Below are 13271 nucleotides of genomic sequence, written 5' to 3'. Positions count from 1 at the left end.
AATGATAATTTCGCAAGTCTATAGCTTTCACAACGAAATTATCCATGTTTCAGATTAAGCGCTAATGATAGTGCATTCTGACAGAGTGGATCATGGGGAAAGATCACATCAGGCCGTAATTCCTGCAGCGAAATGCCGTTGATTGCCTGGATTTTCATCGGTCGGGCAAAGACGGTCATGCCGCGCATGATGAGGGAATCGCAAACGTGATTGTTTTCATCCAGCGCAACGGCGACGACCACGCGCGGTTTGAAGCGTCCACCGGAACGCCCGACCCCGACGCGACCTTTCTGACACAGCGCGTCAAACGCGCGGTTAAACTGGTGGATCTGCCAGCCGCCAAACGCCATCTGGCAAATCCAGGCGAGGGCGGCGACGGTGATGAGTGCGGTGACCATATCGGCTCCTTGTTTTGTTCCCTCTCCCGGTGGGAGAGGGTTAGGGTGAGGGCATCAGGCCGCTCGATCAGAACATCACCTGCCCGCCGGTGACGTTAATCGACTGCCCGGTGCAGTACGAGGCTTTCGGGCTGGCGTAAAACAGCAGCATGTTCAGCACGTCCTGATAATCGCACCCGCGCTTCAGCGGCACTTTATCGATGTAGTACTGCTCCACTTCCTCAGCCTTGATGCCGAGCTTGGTGGCGTACTGCGGCAGCAGGGACTGGAACATCGGCGATTTCAGCAGATTGCCCAGCATCAGCGAGTGCACGGTAATGCCGTACTCGGCCAGATCCAGCGCCAGAGACTGCGTCAGCCCCACGCCGCCAAACTTCGCCGCGCTGTAGCCGGAGTTATGCTTGCTGCCCACTTTCCCTGATTTGGAGTTGATCTGAATGATGCGCCCCTGAACGCCGTCGCGGATCATCAGACGGGAAAACTCGCGGGCGCAGAGGAAATAGCCCACCAGATTCACCTGCAGCGAGCGGTCAAAGTCCCCCAGCTCGAAATCGCTGATAAAGGCCGCTTTCGCAATCCCCGCGCTGTAGACCAGCAGGTCGGTACGCCCAAAAATCTCGTCCACGCCGCGGGCCAGCGCCATCACGCTCTGTTCGCTGGTGGCGTCGGCGCCAAACCCGTACGCCATCCCTTCACCAAACTCGGTGTTAATGGTGTCCGCCACGCGGGCGGCTTTTTCACTCTGAATGTCCACTACCGCCACGCGGTAGCCCTCTGCGGCAAGCCCACGGCAGAGGAACTCGCCTAAGGTTTGTCCTCCACCAATGACAACGGCAACCTGACTCATGTGTTTCTCCTTAATTACGCAACAAATTTTAACGTGCAGCCTGGGGTGACAGCCTGCGGAACCGGGCCCGCCACGTGAACCGTGCCGGGATATTCGGCCTGCGGCTGGCCGTCGAAACGCAGGGTGATGTGGCCCAGCTCGCGCAGGTTTTGCTCGGCCACGTCGCCGACGGCGGTCACGGCATAGCGCGCCTCGCCCAGCTCCAGCTGGCTCCCGGCCTTCAGCTCGCCCTTCAGCTCGCCGTGACAGTGGATAAAGCAAAACTCTTCGATATCCGCCGGGGCGCCTTCGCGGAAGGTGATCAGCATCTGGTCGCTCAGCGCGTCAGCCGCGCTCTGGCCGATGCGGGTAATGGTGGTCTGGTAAATCACGGTCATCGCAGGAACCTCTTATTGATAAATAAAGCCGGAGACAAACCAGGCAATCAGCACCGTCGGCGCGCCCGTCAGGAAGCGGCTCACCAGCACGGACGGCACGCCCACGCGCACGGTGTCCTGGCGTGCTTCCGCCAGCGACAGCCCTACGGGGATGAAATCGCACGCCGCCTGGGCGTTAATGGCGAACAGGGCGGGCAGGGCGAGGTGCGGGGGAATGTTCCCCAGACCAATCTGCACGCCAATCAGCACGCCGATGACCTGGGCAATCACCGCGCCCGGGCCGAGGAACGGCGACAGCAGCGGGAAGGAGCAGATCAGCGCCAGCGTCACCAGCCCGAGCGGGTGGCTGGCGAGCGGGGCGAGGCCGTGGGCAATCCAGTCGCCCAGGCCGGACGCCATGATGATGCCGATCAGCGCCGAAACGAATGCCATAAACGGCAGGATGGTTTTCAGCACCGTGTCGATGGTGTCGCGCCCTGACTGGAACAGCACCGCTACGGCGGACCCCATGCCCATCCCGACCTTCGCCAGCAGGCCGTCGCTCTGCTCGGTGATTTTCTTGCTGGTGTCGTACTCGCGCGGGGCCGCTTTTTGCGGCGCGGCAGTGCCATTCACCAGAGTGATGTTGTCCTCCTTCACGCCTGAGACATAAATGTCCTCAAGGATGTACTGCGCCAGCGGGCCGGATTTTCCGGTGGAGTGAATATTCACTGTCGGAATGCGGCGCTTCGGATAGATACCGCAGCGCAGCGTGCCGCCGCAGTCGATCACCGCCACGCCGATTTCCGCTTCCGGCGGCTCGCCCTCCTTGAAGCCGTCGACCGCTTCCCAGCCGGTTAGCTCGCGCAGCCTGTCGACGATCGCCGGGCGCGTGCCTGCGGTGATGTAGACGATCTTTTTGCCTTCGGTGGCGTCGAACTCCAGCGGGCCGCCCCAGCCGCCCGTGCCTTTCTCAATGCGGATCCGGTTCATGCTGTGGCTCCTGAAAGATGGACTTTCTGTTCAAGCTGGATGCCCATTTTTTTCTCAAAAATGGCGGTGGTGAGGTCGGTCACCCAACCGCGGAAGAAGTTGGTGACCAGGCCAACCAGCAGGTAGCTCACCGCCAGCGGGCCGAGCGGCAGGCCAAGGGTGGTGAGACCGCTGGCGATCCCGAGATAGACAAACAGCTCGCCGGGGTTAATGTGCGGGAACAGGCCGTTCATCGAATGGCAGCTGTAGGAGGCGGCGGCGTAGTAGCTCGGCTTGTACTTTTCCGGCATGAAGCGGCCGAGGCTTAAGGTCATCGGGTTGCAGAACACGAAGGTGCCGATGAACGGCAGTACCAGGTAGCGGGACAGCGGATTACCGGCACAGCGCTGGGCGAAGCGTTCGATGCGCTGCTGGCCGATAAAGTTAATCAGCGCGTTCATGATCACCAGCAGGCTGATCAGCAGGGGCAGGATCCCGGTCACCATGCCGGTGAACACTTCTCCGCCTTTCTGAAACAGCCCGATGAACCACTCGGCGCCGTGGGTGATGGTTTCTATCATTCTTCTCTCCTGTGAGGCTTTTTTGTTTTTGTGTTGCGGGGCTAATAATAATCACTTTGAAAGGTTTTAAAGTGTTAGTTAGATCTCACAATGAAAGAAAAATGGATTATTTTGAAAGTTTATTGATGGGGTCAATGATTTCGGTGGAAAAAAGGGCGGATTTGCGTGGGGGAGGCGCGTACCGCTTCCTTGAGGTGTTGCGAATGCTTTACCATACTGGGTTCTTATCGAACCCGTTAAATGGATGTCTCATGTTCAAGCGTCGTTATGCAGCGCTGTTGCCTGCGCTTATTCTGCTGTCTGCCTGTAGTAGCAAACCTAAGACCGAAGCCGTTCAGCAAACGGCGGGCGCGCCTTCCGGAGGATTCCTGCTGGAGCCGCAGCACAATATGATGCAGATGGGCGGCGACTTCGCGAATAACCCGGCGGCCGAGCAGTTCATCGATAAAATGGTGAGCAAGCACGGCTTTGACAGACAGCAGCTGCACGAAATTTTGTCTCAGGCCAGGCGACTGGACTACGTGCTGCGCCTGATGGACAGGCAGGCTCCAACCGCCCAGGTGCCGAGCGGGCCGAACGGCGCGTGGCTGCGCTACCGCAAACAGTTTATTACCCCGGACAACGTGCAAAACGGCGTGGTGTTCTGGAATCAGTATGAAGATGCGCTCAACCGCGCGTGGCAGGTCTACGGCGTACCGCCTGAAATCATCGTCGGGATTATCGGCGTAGAAACCCGCTGGGGCCGCGTGATGGGTAAAACCCGCATCCTGGACGCGCTGGCGACGCTCTCCTTTAACTATCCGCGCCGCGCGGAGTATTTCTCTTCCGAGCTGGAAACCTTCCTGCTGATGGCGCGCAGCGAGCAGGACGATCCGCTCGATCTGAAAGGGTCGTTTGCCGGCGCGATGGGCTACGGCCAGTTTATGCCGTCCTCCTATAAGCAATATGCCGTCGACTTTAACGGGGACGGTCATATCAACCTGTGGGATCCGGTAGATGCCATCGGCAGCGTGGCGAACTACTTCAAAGCGCACGGCTGGACGCCGGGCGGCCAGGTGGCGGTGCAGGCGAACGGTCAGGCGCCGGGGCTGGAAAACGGCTTCAAAACCAAATACAGCGTTGCGCAGCTGACGGCGGCGGGCTTAACACCGACTCAGCCGTTGGGCAATGTCGATCAGGTAAGTCTGTTGCGTCTGGATGTGGGAACCGGTTATCAGTACTGGTACGGCATGCCGAACTTCTACACCATCACCCGTTATAACCACAGCACTCACTATGCGATGGCCGTATGGCAGCTGGGGCTGGCGGTATCGCAGGCCCGCGTGCCGGCAGCGTCTCCGTTTAGTCAGTAAGTCATCTTATTCCCCCTCTCCCTGTGGGAGAGGGCTGGGGTGAGGGCACCCGCGCGCACCTATTTCCTGCAGAAACATTTCGCCACACTCCCTTTTCAAACCCGCCATTTACATCTTCACCGCCTTTCATTATTGTTATGTTATAACATTTAACGTGGTGTCAGAATGTCAACGTCCCTTTTTTCTCTGTCTGCTCTGGCTCGGCTTTTGCTGGCGCTGGTGCTTGTTGCCTTTATCGGGCTGGCCGTGCGCTGGGCGGTGGCATTGCCATGATTGTGATGAATGAACTGGTCGCGGGATATGAACGTCAGCCCGTTACGCGGCCCCTCTCGGGCACGATTGAGCGCGGCAGCATGACCGCCATTATCGGCGCTAACGGCTGCGGGAAATCCACGCTGCTGAAAACGCTGGCGGGATTTATTCCTCCCGTCAGCGGCGGCTTCCGTTGGCAGGGGAAGCGCCCGGTAATCGGCTGGCTGGCACAGCGTCACGCGCTGGAGGCGCAGTTTCCGCTGACCGTACAGGACGTGGTAAGCATGGGCTGCTGGCCGGGCATGTCGCTTTTTTCCGGGTTTCGTCGCGAAACGCGGTTGCGCATTGCCAGCGCGCTTGAGCGCGTCGGGCTTGAGTCCATGGCGTTATCCACCATCGATGAACTCTCCGGCGGTCAGTTTCAGCGCATGCTGTTTGCCCGCGTCCTGGTGCAGCAGGCGCCGCTGGTGATGCTGGATGAACCCTTTACCGGAGTCGATGAAGCTACCTGCAGCGTGCTGATGGATCTGATGCTGGAGATGTATATGAAGGGGCAAACGCTGCTCGCGGTACTGCACGACAGCGAGCGCGTGTCGCGCCATTTTCCGCAGACGCTGCGGCTGGATGCGGACGTTCCCCAGTGGAAAACCGAGCGGGTGAGGGTGGCATGATCTGGCATCTCTTTTTTCAGCCGTTTATTGAGTACGGCTTTATGCGTCGCGCGCTGGTGGTTTGCCTGGCGCTCTCGGTCAGCACCACCGCGCTCGGCGTGTTTCTTCAGCTGCGTCGGATGAGCCTGATGGGCGACGCCCTTTCTCACGCCATTTTGCCGGGTGTCGCCGTGGGGTATTTGCTCAGCGGTATGTCTCTGCTGGCGATGAGTATTGGCGGTTTTATCGCGGGAATTACCGTGGCGCTGCTGGCCGGTCTGGTCAGTCGACGCACGCCGCTGAAAGAAGATGCCAGCTTTGCCGGGTTTTATCTCGGCTCGCTGGCGCTGGGGGTCACGCTGGTGTCGCTTCGCGGGTCGAATGTCGATCTGCTGCATCTGCTGTTTGGTTCCATCCTCGCCGTGGACAACGACGCCGCGCTGTTCGTCACGGGCGTGTGTATGTTCACCCTTATCACGCTGGCGCTCTTTTATCGCGGGCTGGTGACAGAAGCGTTTGATACCGCCTGGCTGCAGGTGAACGCCCGCTGGCTGCCTGGGTTGCTGCACGGACTGTTTCTTGCGCTGCTGGTGCTTAACCTGGTGGCCGGTTTTCAGGTGCTCGGCACGCTGATGGCCGTCGGGCTGATGATGCTTCCGGCCGTGGCAGCCCGCTACTGGGTGCGCACGTTACCTGCCTTACTCCTGATGGCGGGTATCAGCGGTATCTTCTGCGCATGGCTGGGGCTGAGCCTCTCCTGGTCGATGAGTCTGCCGGCCGGGCCGTCCATCGTGCTCACCGCCAGCGCGCTGTTCTTTATTTCCATTTTACTGGGCACGCGAAGCAGGCTCGCTGGCAGCCTGCGGGCGTATTTTTAACGCAAGGGGAAACGATGAAACGTACAGGATTTGTAGTGGCGCTCGCGCTGGGGATGATGTCGCACGGCGTGATGGCGAAAACGCTGAATGTGGTGACCAGCTTTTCGATTCTGGGGGATATCACGCAGGAGGTAGGCGGTGACCATGTGAACGTGACGACGCTGGTCGGGCCGGACGGCGATCCGCATACCTTTGAACCGTCGCCGAAAGACAGCGCGGCCCTGAGCAAGGCTGATGTGGTGGTGGTGAACGGCCTGGGGCTGGAGGGCTGGCTTGATCGTCTGGTAAAAGCCTCCGGGTTCAAAGGGCAACTGGTTGTCGCCTCAACAGGGGTGAAAACCCACACGCTTGAGGAAGATGGAAAGACTGTGACCGATCCCCATGCGTGGAACAGCGCGGCGAACGGGGCGCTCTATGCGCAAAATATTCTGAACGGGCTGGTGAAAGCCGATCCGCAAGATAAAGCGGCGCTCGAGGCTACCGGTAAGCCGTATATCGCGGAGCTGACGCAACTGGATAACTGGGCCAAAACGCGCTTTAGCCAGATCCCGCCGGCGAAGCGTAAAGTGCTGACCAGCCATGACGCGTTCGGCTATTTCAGCCGCGCTTACGGCGTGACGTTTATGGCGCCGCAGGGGCTGTCGTCTGAGAGCGAAGCCAGCGCGGCGCAGGTCGCTGAGATTATCAATCAGATCAAAGCCGACGGCGTGAAAACCTGGTTTATGGAAAATCAGCTCGATCCGCGTCTGGTGAAACAGATTGCGTCGGCGACGGGCGCACAGCCCGGGGGCGAGCTTTACCCCGAAGCGCTGTCGGCAAAAGGTGGGGTGGCAGACACCTACATTAAGGCGTTTCGCCACAATGTGAACACTCTCGCTGACAGCATGAAATAACCTTTCCACCGCCGGTGCGTCCGTACCGGCTTTTTCTGAAGCCCCCTCGTAAAACCGGAAGTCCATCCCCACATCTGACGAGAAAGTGCTATCTTGTGCAGCACGTTTTTCTGATGCCAGGAGCGAGAATGACTGACCATGAATTGATGCAGCTTAGCGAGATCGTTGGCCTTGCGCTGAAGCAGCGTGGCGCGACAATCACCACTGCGGAATCCTGCACCGGCGGCTGGGTGGCGAAAGCGATTACCGATATTGCCGGCAGTTCCGCCTGGTTTGAACGCGGTTTTGTGACCTACAGTAACGAAGCTAAAGCTCAGATGATTGGCGTGCGTGAATCCACGCTTGAACAGCATGGCGCGGTCAGCGAACCGGTGGTGATCGAGATGGCCATTGGCGCGCTCAAAGAGGCGCGGGCAGATTACGCCATTTCCATTAGCGGCATTGCAGGCCCGGACGGCGGCAGCGACGTGAAGCCTGTCGGCACCGTCTGGTTTGGGTTCGCCACCTCCAAAGGGGAAGGGATCACCCGCCGGGAGTGCTTCAGCGGCGATCGCGAAAGCGTGCGTCGTCAGGCAACCGTTTATGCGTTAAAAACGCTCTGGCAACAATTTCTACAAAACACTTGATACTGTATGACCATACAGTATAATTGCACCAACAGAACAGAAATCCACGGTGAAGCACAGTCGCTTCTCCCGGCATGACAGGAGTAATAATGGCTATCGACGAAAACAAACAGAAAGCGTTGGCGGCAGCACTGGGCCAGATCGAAAAGCAATTCGGTAAAGGCTCCATCATGCGCCTGGGTGAAGACCGTTCCATGGATGTGGAAACCATCTCCACCGGTTCGCTTTCTCTGGATATCGCGCTGGGCGCTGGCGGTCTGCCTATGGGCCGTATCGTAGAAATCTACGGGCCAGAGTCCTCCGGTAAAACCACCCTGACGCTGCAGGTGATTGCCGCGGCACAGCGCGAAGGTAAAACCTGTGCGTTTATCGATGCCGAGCACGCGCTGGACCCTGTTTATGCCCGCAAGCTGGGCGTGGATATCGACAACCTGCTGTGTTCTCAGCCGGACACCGGTGAGCAGGCGCTGGAAATTTGTGACGCGCTGGCGCGTTCTGGTGCCGTTGACGTTATCGTGGTCGACTCCGTTGCCGCACTGACGCCAAAAGCCGAAATCGAAGGTGAAATCGGTGACTCGCATATGGGCCTCGCGGCACGTATGATGAGCCAGGCGATGCGTAAGCTGGCGGGTAACCTGAAGCAGTCCAACACGCTGCTGATCTTCATCAACCAGATCCGTATGAAAATTGGTGTGATGTTCGGTAACCCGGAAACCACTACCGGTGGTAACGCACTGAAATTCTACGCCTCTGTCCGTCTGGATATCCGCCGTATCGGCGCGGTGAAAGAGGGCGAGAACGTGGTCGGTAGCGAAACCCGCGTGAAGGTTGTGAAGAACAAAATCGCCGCGCCGTTCAAACAGGCTGAGTTCCAGATCCTCTACGGCGAAGGGATCAACTTCCTCGGCGAGCTGGTTGACCTGGGCGTGAAAGAGAAGCTGATTGAAAAAGCGGGCGCCTGGTACAGCTACAACGGTGACAAGATTGGTCAGGGTAAAGCGAACGCGATCTCCTGGCTGAAAGAGAACCCGGCTGCGGCGAAAGAGATTGAGAAGAAGGTGCGTGAGCTTCTGCTGAACAACCAGGACTCCAAACCTGATTTCGTGGTGGATGCCGCGGATGCTGAAGAAACTAACGAAGACTTTTAATTGTTTCGTTTAAAAATGAAGGGCTGCTGATGCGGCCCTTTTTGCATTTCTGAATCAGCAGGTTTTTTATGAGTGAACCGACAACACGTCGACCCGCGTATGCACGCTTACTGGACCGCGCGGTGCGCATCCTGGCCGTTCGTGACCACAGTGAACAGGAGCTGCGGCGAAAACTGTCGGCTCCGGTGATGAGTAAAAACGGGCCGGAAGAGATTGATGCCACCGCGGAAGATTATGACCGCGTGATTGCCTGGTGCTATGAGCATCGTTATCTTGATGACGAGCGTTTTGCCTCACGGTTTCTCGCCAGCCGCGGCCGTAAAGGATATGGGCCCGCGCGCATCCGGCAGGAACTGAACCAGAAAGGGGTGGCCAGGGAGTCCATCGAAAAAGCGATGCGCGAATGCGATACTGACTGGTGCGAGCTGGCCAGAGAACAGGCGATTCGTAAATACGGCGAACCGCTGCCGCGTGAGTTTTCAGAAAAAGTTAAAATCCAGCGCTTTTTGCTCTACCGCGGCTTTCTGATGGAAGATATTCAGGATATCTGGCGTAATTTTGCCGATTGAACGCATGCGGGATTTTACTTCCCACTAAAGAAAACTTATCTTATTCCCACTTTTTCCAGTAGCTGGTCTGTCCAACGGTTTACCGATACAGGCTGGCTACGACATTTCGTTAGCTTGATTTCAGGATAATTATGAGCAAGAGCACCGCTGAGATCCGTCAGGCGTTTCTCGATTTTTTCCATAGTAAGGGACACCAGGTTGTTGCCAGCAGCTCCCTGGTACCGAACAACGATCCGACTCTGCTGTTTACCAACGCCGGGATGAACCAGTTCAAGGATGTGTTCCTTGGTCTCGACAAGCGTAATTATTCCCGCGCCACAACCTCACAGCGTTGCGTGCGTGCGGGCGGTAAACACAACGACCTGGAAAACGTCGGTTACACCGCGCGTCACCATACGTTCTTCGAAATGCTGGGTAACTTCAGCTTCGGCGACTACTTCAAACACGATGCTATTCAATATGCGTGGGAACTGCTGACCGGTGAAAACTGGTTCAACCTGCCAAAAGAGCGTCTGTGGGTTACCGTCTATGAAACCGATGACGAAGCCTACGAAATCTGGGAAAAAGAAGTCGGGATCCCGCGCGAGCGTATCATTCGCATCGGTGATAACAAAGGCGCGCCATACGCGTCTGACAACTTCTGGCAGATGGGTGATACCGGCCCTTGCGGTCCGTGCACCGAGATCTTCTACGATCACGGCGACCACATCTGGGGTGGGCCTCCGGGCAGCCCGGAAGAAGACGGCGATCGCTACATTGAGATCTGGAACATCGTGTTCATGCAGTTCAACCGTCAGGCCGACGGTACGATGGAGCCGCTGCCGAAGCCTTCCGTCGATACCGGTATGGGCCTGGAGCGTATTGCAGCGGTTCTGCAGCACGTTAACTCCAACTACGAAATTGATCTGTTCAGCACCCTGACCAAAGCCGTTGCGAACGTTACCGGCGCGACCGATCTGAACAACAAATCGCTGCGCGTTATCGCGGACCACATTCGTTCCTGTGCGTTCCTGATTGCCGACGGCGTAATCCCGTCGAATGAAAACCGTGGCTACGTGCTGCGTCGTATCATTCGTCGTGCCATCCGTCACGGCAACATGCTGGGCGCGAAGGACACCTTCTTCTATAAACTCGTTGGGCCACTGATTGGCGTGATGGGTGCTGCCGGTGATGAGCTGAAACGCCAGCAGGCGCAGGTAGAGCAGGTTCTGAAAACCGAAGAAGAGCAGTTTGCGCGTACGCTTGAGCGCGGCCTGGCGCTGCTGGACGAAGAGCTGGCGAAACTTAAGGGCGACACGCTGGATGGCGAAACCGCTTTCCGCCTGTACGACACCTACGGCTTCCCGGTTGACCTGACGGCGGACGTTTGCCGCGAGCGCAATATCAAAGTTGACGAAGCGGGCTTCGAAGCCGCGATGGAAGAGCAGCGTCGTCGTGCGCGTGAGTCCAGCGGTTTCGGTGCGGACTACAACGCGATGATTCGCGTTGATAGCGCGTCTGAATTCAAAGGTTATGACGCGCTGGAACTGACCGGCAAAGTGACCGCCCTGTTTGTTGACGGTAAAGCCGTGGACAGCATCAGCGCGGGCCAGGATGCGGTTGTCATTCTGGACAAAACGCCGTTCTACGCGGAATCCGGCGGTCAGGTTGGCGATAAGGGCGAGCTGAAAGGCAACGGCTTTAGCTTTAGCGTCAGCGACACCCAGAAATACGGTCAGGCGATTGGTCACCAGGGCAAACTGGTTTCCGGTTCTCTGAAAGTGGGCGAGGGCGTACAGGCTAACGTGGATGAAGCTCGCCGCGCGCGCATTCGTCTGAACCACTCTGCAACCCACCTGATGCACGCAGCCCTGCGCGACGTGCTCGGTAACCACGTTGCACAGAAAGGTTCTCTGGTTAACGACAAAGTGCTGCGTTTCGACTTCTCGCATTTTGAAGCGATGAAACCGTCTGAGATCCGCGCGGTGGAAGATCTGGTGAACGCGCAGATCCGTCGTAACCTGCCAATCGAGACCCACATCATGGAGCTCGAGGACGCGAAGAAAAAAGGTGCGATGGCGCTGTTTGGCGAGAAATATGACGACCGCGTTCGCGTGCTGAGCATGGGCGACTTTTCTACCGAGCTGTGCGGCGGTACGCACGCATCGCGCACCGGTGACATCGGCCTGTTCCGCATTGTTTCCGAATCCGGTACGGCGGCAGGCGTGCGTCGTATTGAAGCGGTGACCGGTGAAGGCGCAATCGCCAGCCTGCATGCGCAGAGCGATCAGCTGCACGACATCGCGCAGCTGCTGAAAGGCGATAGCCAGAACCTGGGCGAGAAAGTGCGCGTTGCGCTGGATCGCACGCGTCAGCTGGAAAAAGAGCTGCAGCAGCTGAAAGAGCAGGCTGCGGCGCAGGAGAGTGCAAACCTCTCCAGCAAGGCTGTAGACATTAAGGGCGTCAAACTGCTGGTCAGCGATCTGGCGGGCGTTGAGCCTAAGATGCTGCGTACTATGGTCGACGATCTCAAGAACCAGCTTGGTTCTACCGTTATCGTGCTGGCGACAGTGGCAGAAGGTAAGGTTTCTCTGATTGCGGGCGTCTCTAAGGATGTGACCGACCGCGTTAAAGCAGGGGAACTGATTGGTATGGTCGCTCAGCAGGTGGGCGGCAAGGGTGGCGGTCGTCCGGACATGGCGCAAGCCGGTGGTACGGATGCAGCGGCACTTCCGCAAGCTTTGGCCAGCGTTGAAAGCTGGGTAAGCGCGAAACTGTAATAACTACAAAGCACAAGCAGACGCCATAGCGGTAACGTTATGGCGTCTTGTTCACTGTGCTATCGATAACGATAAAGTCAGGTTGAGTTTGTGTATATCGGCTAAACTTACGTTTAACAGAATGTGATGCCGTGACTGCTTACACTTTACGTGTTTGTCATCGCTTACTTTTTGGCGTTATATGATGGATAATGCCGGGATACAAGAGACCCGACTCTTTTAATCTTTCAAGGAGCAAAGAATGCTGATTCTGACTCGTCGAGTTGGTGAGACCCTCATGATTGGGGATGAGGTCACCGTGACAGTTTTAGGGGTAAAGGGTAACCAGGTACGTATTGGTGTTAACGCTCCTAAAGAAGTATCTGTCCACCGTGAAGAGATCTACCAGCGTATCCAGGCTGAAAAATCCCAGCAGTCCAGTTACTGATATTGTCGCGTCTCGCTGTCGGGCGAGACGCAACCCTCCTGTCATTTTTCCTGCTCAACGTTACCGTTTAATTTCAAACGCTCTCTTTTTAACCACTCCGTTACCCTGAACTCGCCCTTACGCCGCTATTTCTGCAAAGGTTTTCTGTGAAGATGCCTGCAAAATCCGCTTATAAAACACCCTCTTTGCGGCTTTTACATGCGAATTGCGTGTGATTTGTGCAAACGATAAAAGCTTTTGGAAAATTGTTTGACTTATAAGTCCCAGAAAGTAATATATGCGCCACGCAGCGACGAGAAGCTCTTAACGAGTAACTCGAAGCACTCGAAAGAGGCGTTGTGTGGTGAGGTGGCCGAGAGGCTGAAGGCGCTCCCCTGCTAAGGGAGTATGCGGTCAAAAGCTGCATCCGGGGTTCGAATCCCCGCCTCACCGCCATTTTGCATCCGTAGCTCAGCTGGATAGAGTACTCGGCTACGAACCGAGCGGTCGGAGGTTCGAATCCTCCCGGATGCACCATCTATTACTTCATATTGCTTTAGAAGTGATATGAATATCGAGCAGTA

At 57.2% G+C, this 13271-nt stretch carries 14 protein-coding genes and 2 tRNA genes; 11 read left to right on the top strand and 5 right to left on the bottom strand.

Translation table 11 applies throughout. The features are described from left to right. Positions 1-38 precede the first annotated feature (38 nt). The 5 genes from gutM to srlA all read right to left on the bottom strand — a co-directional run bounded on the left by gutM (position 39) and on the right by srlA (position 3154). Positions 39-398, bottom strand: a complete 360-nt coding sequence (gene gutM, locus LBF07_RS06445; RefSeq protein WP_094934789.1) for a transcriptional regulator GutM — start codon at positions 396-398, stop codon at positions 39-41. A 67-nt stretch (positions 399-465) separates the two neighbouring features. Then, positions 466-1245 carry a sorbitol-6-phosphate dehydrogenase gene (gene srlD, locus LBF07_RS06440; protein ID WP_033146371.1) on the bottom strand — a complete coding sequence of 260 codons (780 nt, stop codon included), beginning with the start codon at positions 1243-1245 and terminating at the stop codon, positions 466-468. Between the two features lie 14 nt (positions 1246-1259). Further along, positions 1260-1622, bottom strand: coding sequence for a PTS glucitol/sorbitol transporter subunit IIA (srlB, locus tag LBF07_RS06435; protein ID WP_023308951.1), 363 nt, complete (start codon positions 1620-1622; stop codon positions 1260-1262). A 12-nt stretch (positions 1623-1634) separates the two neighbouring features. Beyond that, the gene (locus LBF07_RS06430) at positions 1635-2594 is read right to left on the bottom strand and encodes a PTS glucitol/sorbitol transporter subunit IIB (RefSeq protein WP_023308950.1); all 960 of its coding nucleotides are present in this window, start codon (positions 2592-2594) and stop codon (positions 1635-1637) included. Next, positions 2591-3154, bottom strand: coding sequence for a PTS glucitol/sorbitol transporter subunit IIC (gene srlA / locus LBF07_RS06425; protein ID WP_023333189.1), 564 nt, complete (start codon positions 3152-3154; stop codon positions 2591-2593). The genes LBF07_RS06430 and srlA overlap by 4 nt, the downstream gene beginning before the upstream one ends. Positions 3155-3405: 251 nt before the next feature. Here srlA and mltB point away from each other — a divergent pair, with 251 nt between their 5' ends. From mltB to LBF07_RS06370, 11 genes are all read left to right on the top strand, one after another. Further along, positions 3406-4506, top strand: coding sequence for a lytic murein transglycosylase B (mltB, locus tag LBF07_RS06420; RefSeq protein WP_176690106.1), 1101 nt, complete (start codon positions 3406-3408; stop codon positions 4504-4506). A 269-nt stretch (positions 4507-4775) separates the two neighbouring features. Next, the gene (locus tag LBF07_RS06415) at positions 4776-5429 is read left to right on the top strand and encodes a metal ABC transporter ATP-binding protein (protein WP_094934787.1); all 654 of its coding nucleotides are present in this window, start codon (positions 4776-4778) and stop codon (positions 5427-5429) included. After that, positions 5426-6286, top strand: a complete 861-nt coding sequence (locus tag LBF07_RS06410; protein ID WP_206461983.1) for a metal ABC transporter permease — start codon at positions 5426-5428, stop codon at positions 6284-6286. Before LBF07_RS06415 ends, LBF07_RS06410 begins: the two co-directional genes overlap by 4 nt. A gap of 14 nt (positions 6287-6300) precedes the next feature. Then, positions 6301-7179, top strand: a complete 879-nt coding sequence (locus tag LBF07_RS06405; RefSeq protein ID WP_094934785.1) for a metal ABC transporter substrate-binding protein — start codon at positions 6301-6303, stop codon at positions 7177-7179. A 128-nt stretch (positions 7180-7307) separates the two neighbouring features. Beyond that, positions 7308-7805: a nicotinamide-nucleotide amidase gene (gene pncC, locus LBF07_RS06400; protein ID WP_023308944.1), complete on the top strand. Its 498-nt coding sequence runs from the start codon at positions 7308-7310 to the stop codon at positions 7803-7805. A gap of 89 nt (positions 7806-7894) precedes the next feature. Beyond that, on the top strand, positions 7895-8953 hold the full coding sequence (gene recA / locus LBF07_RS06395; RefSeq protein WP_023308943.1) for a recombinase RecA: 1059 nt from the start codon (positions 7895-7897) through the stop codon (positions 8951-8953). A 68-nt stretch (positions 8954-9021) separates the two neighbouring features. After that, a complete protein-coding gene (gene recX, locus LBF07_RS06390; protein ID WP_033146366.1) occupies positions 9022-9522 on the top strand; it encodes a recombination regulator RecX in 501 nt (166 codons plus the stop codon). 131 nt (positions 9523-9653) lie between these two features. Further along, positions 9654-12281 carry an alanine--tRNA ligase gene (gene alaS / locus LBF07_RS06385; RefSeq protein WP_094934784.1) on the top strand — a complete coding sequence of 876 codons (2628 nt, stop codon included), beginning with the start codon at positions 9654-9656 and terminating at the stop codon, positions 12279-12281. 241 nt (positions 12282-12522) lie between these two features. Beyond that, positions 12523-12708 carry a carbon storage regulator CsrA gene (csrA, locus tag LBF07_RS06380; protein ID WP_000906486.1) on the top strand — a complete coding sequence of 62 codons (186 nt, stop codon included), beginning with the start codon at positions 12523-12525 and terminating at the stop codon, positions 12706-12708. A gap of 342 nt (positions 12709-13050) precedes the next feature. Further along, positions 13051-13143, top strand: a tRNA-Ser gene (locus LBF07_RS06375). 4 nt (positions 13144-13147) lie between these two features. Beyond that, positions 13148-13224 (top strand) — tRNA-Arg (locus LBF07_RS06370). Positions 13225-13271 lie beyond the last annotated feature (47 nt).

This window comes from Enterobacter cloacae complex sp. ECL352, assembly GCF_020149545.1.
In the GTDB taxonomy this organism is placed as follows: Bacteria; Pseudomonadota; Gammaproteobacteria; order Enterobacterales; family Enterobacteriaceae; genus Enterobacter; species Enterobacter asburiae_B.
Note: the sequence above shows the minus strand (reverse complement) of the source record. Positions and strands in the feature narration are given on the sequence as shown.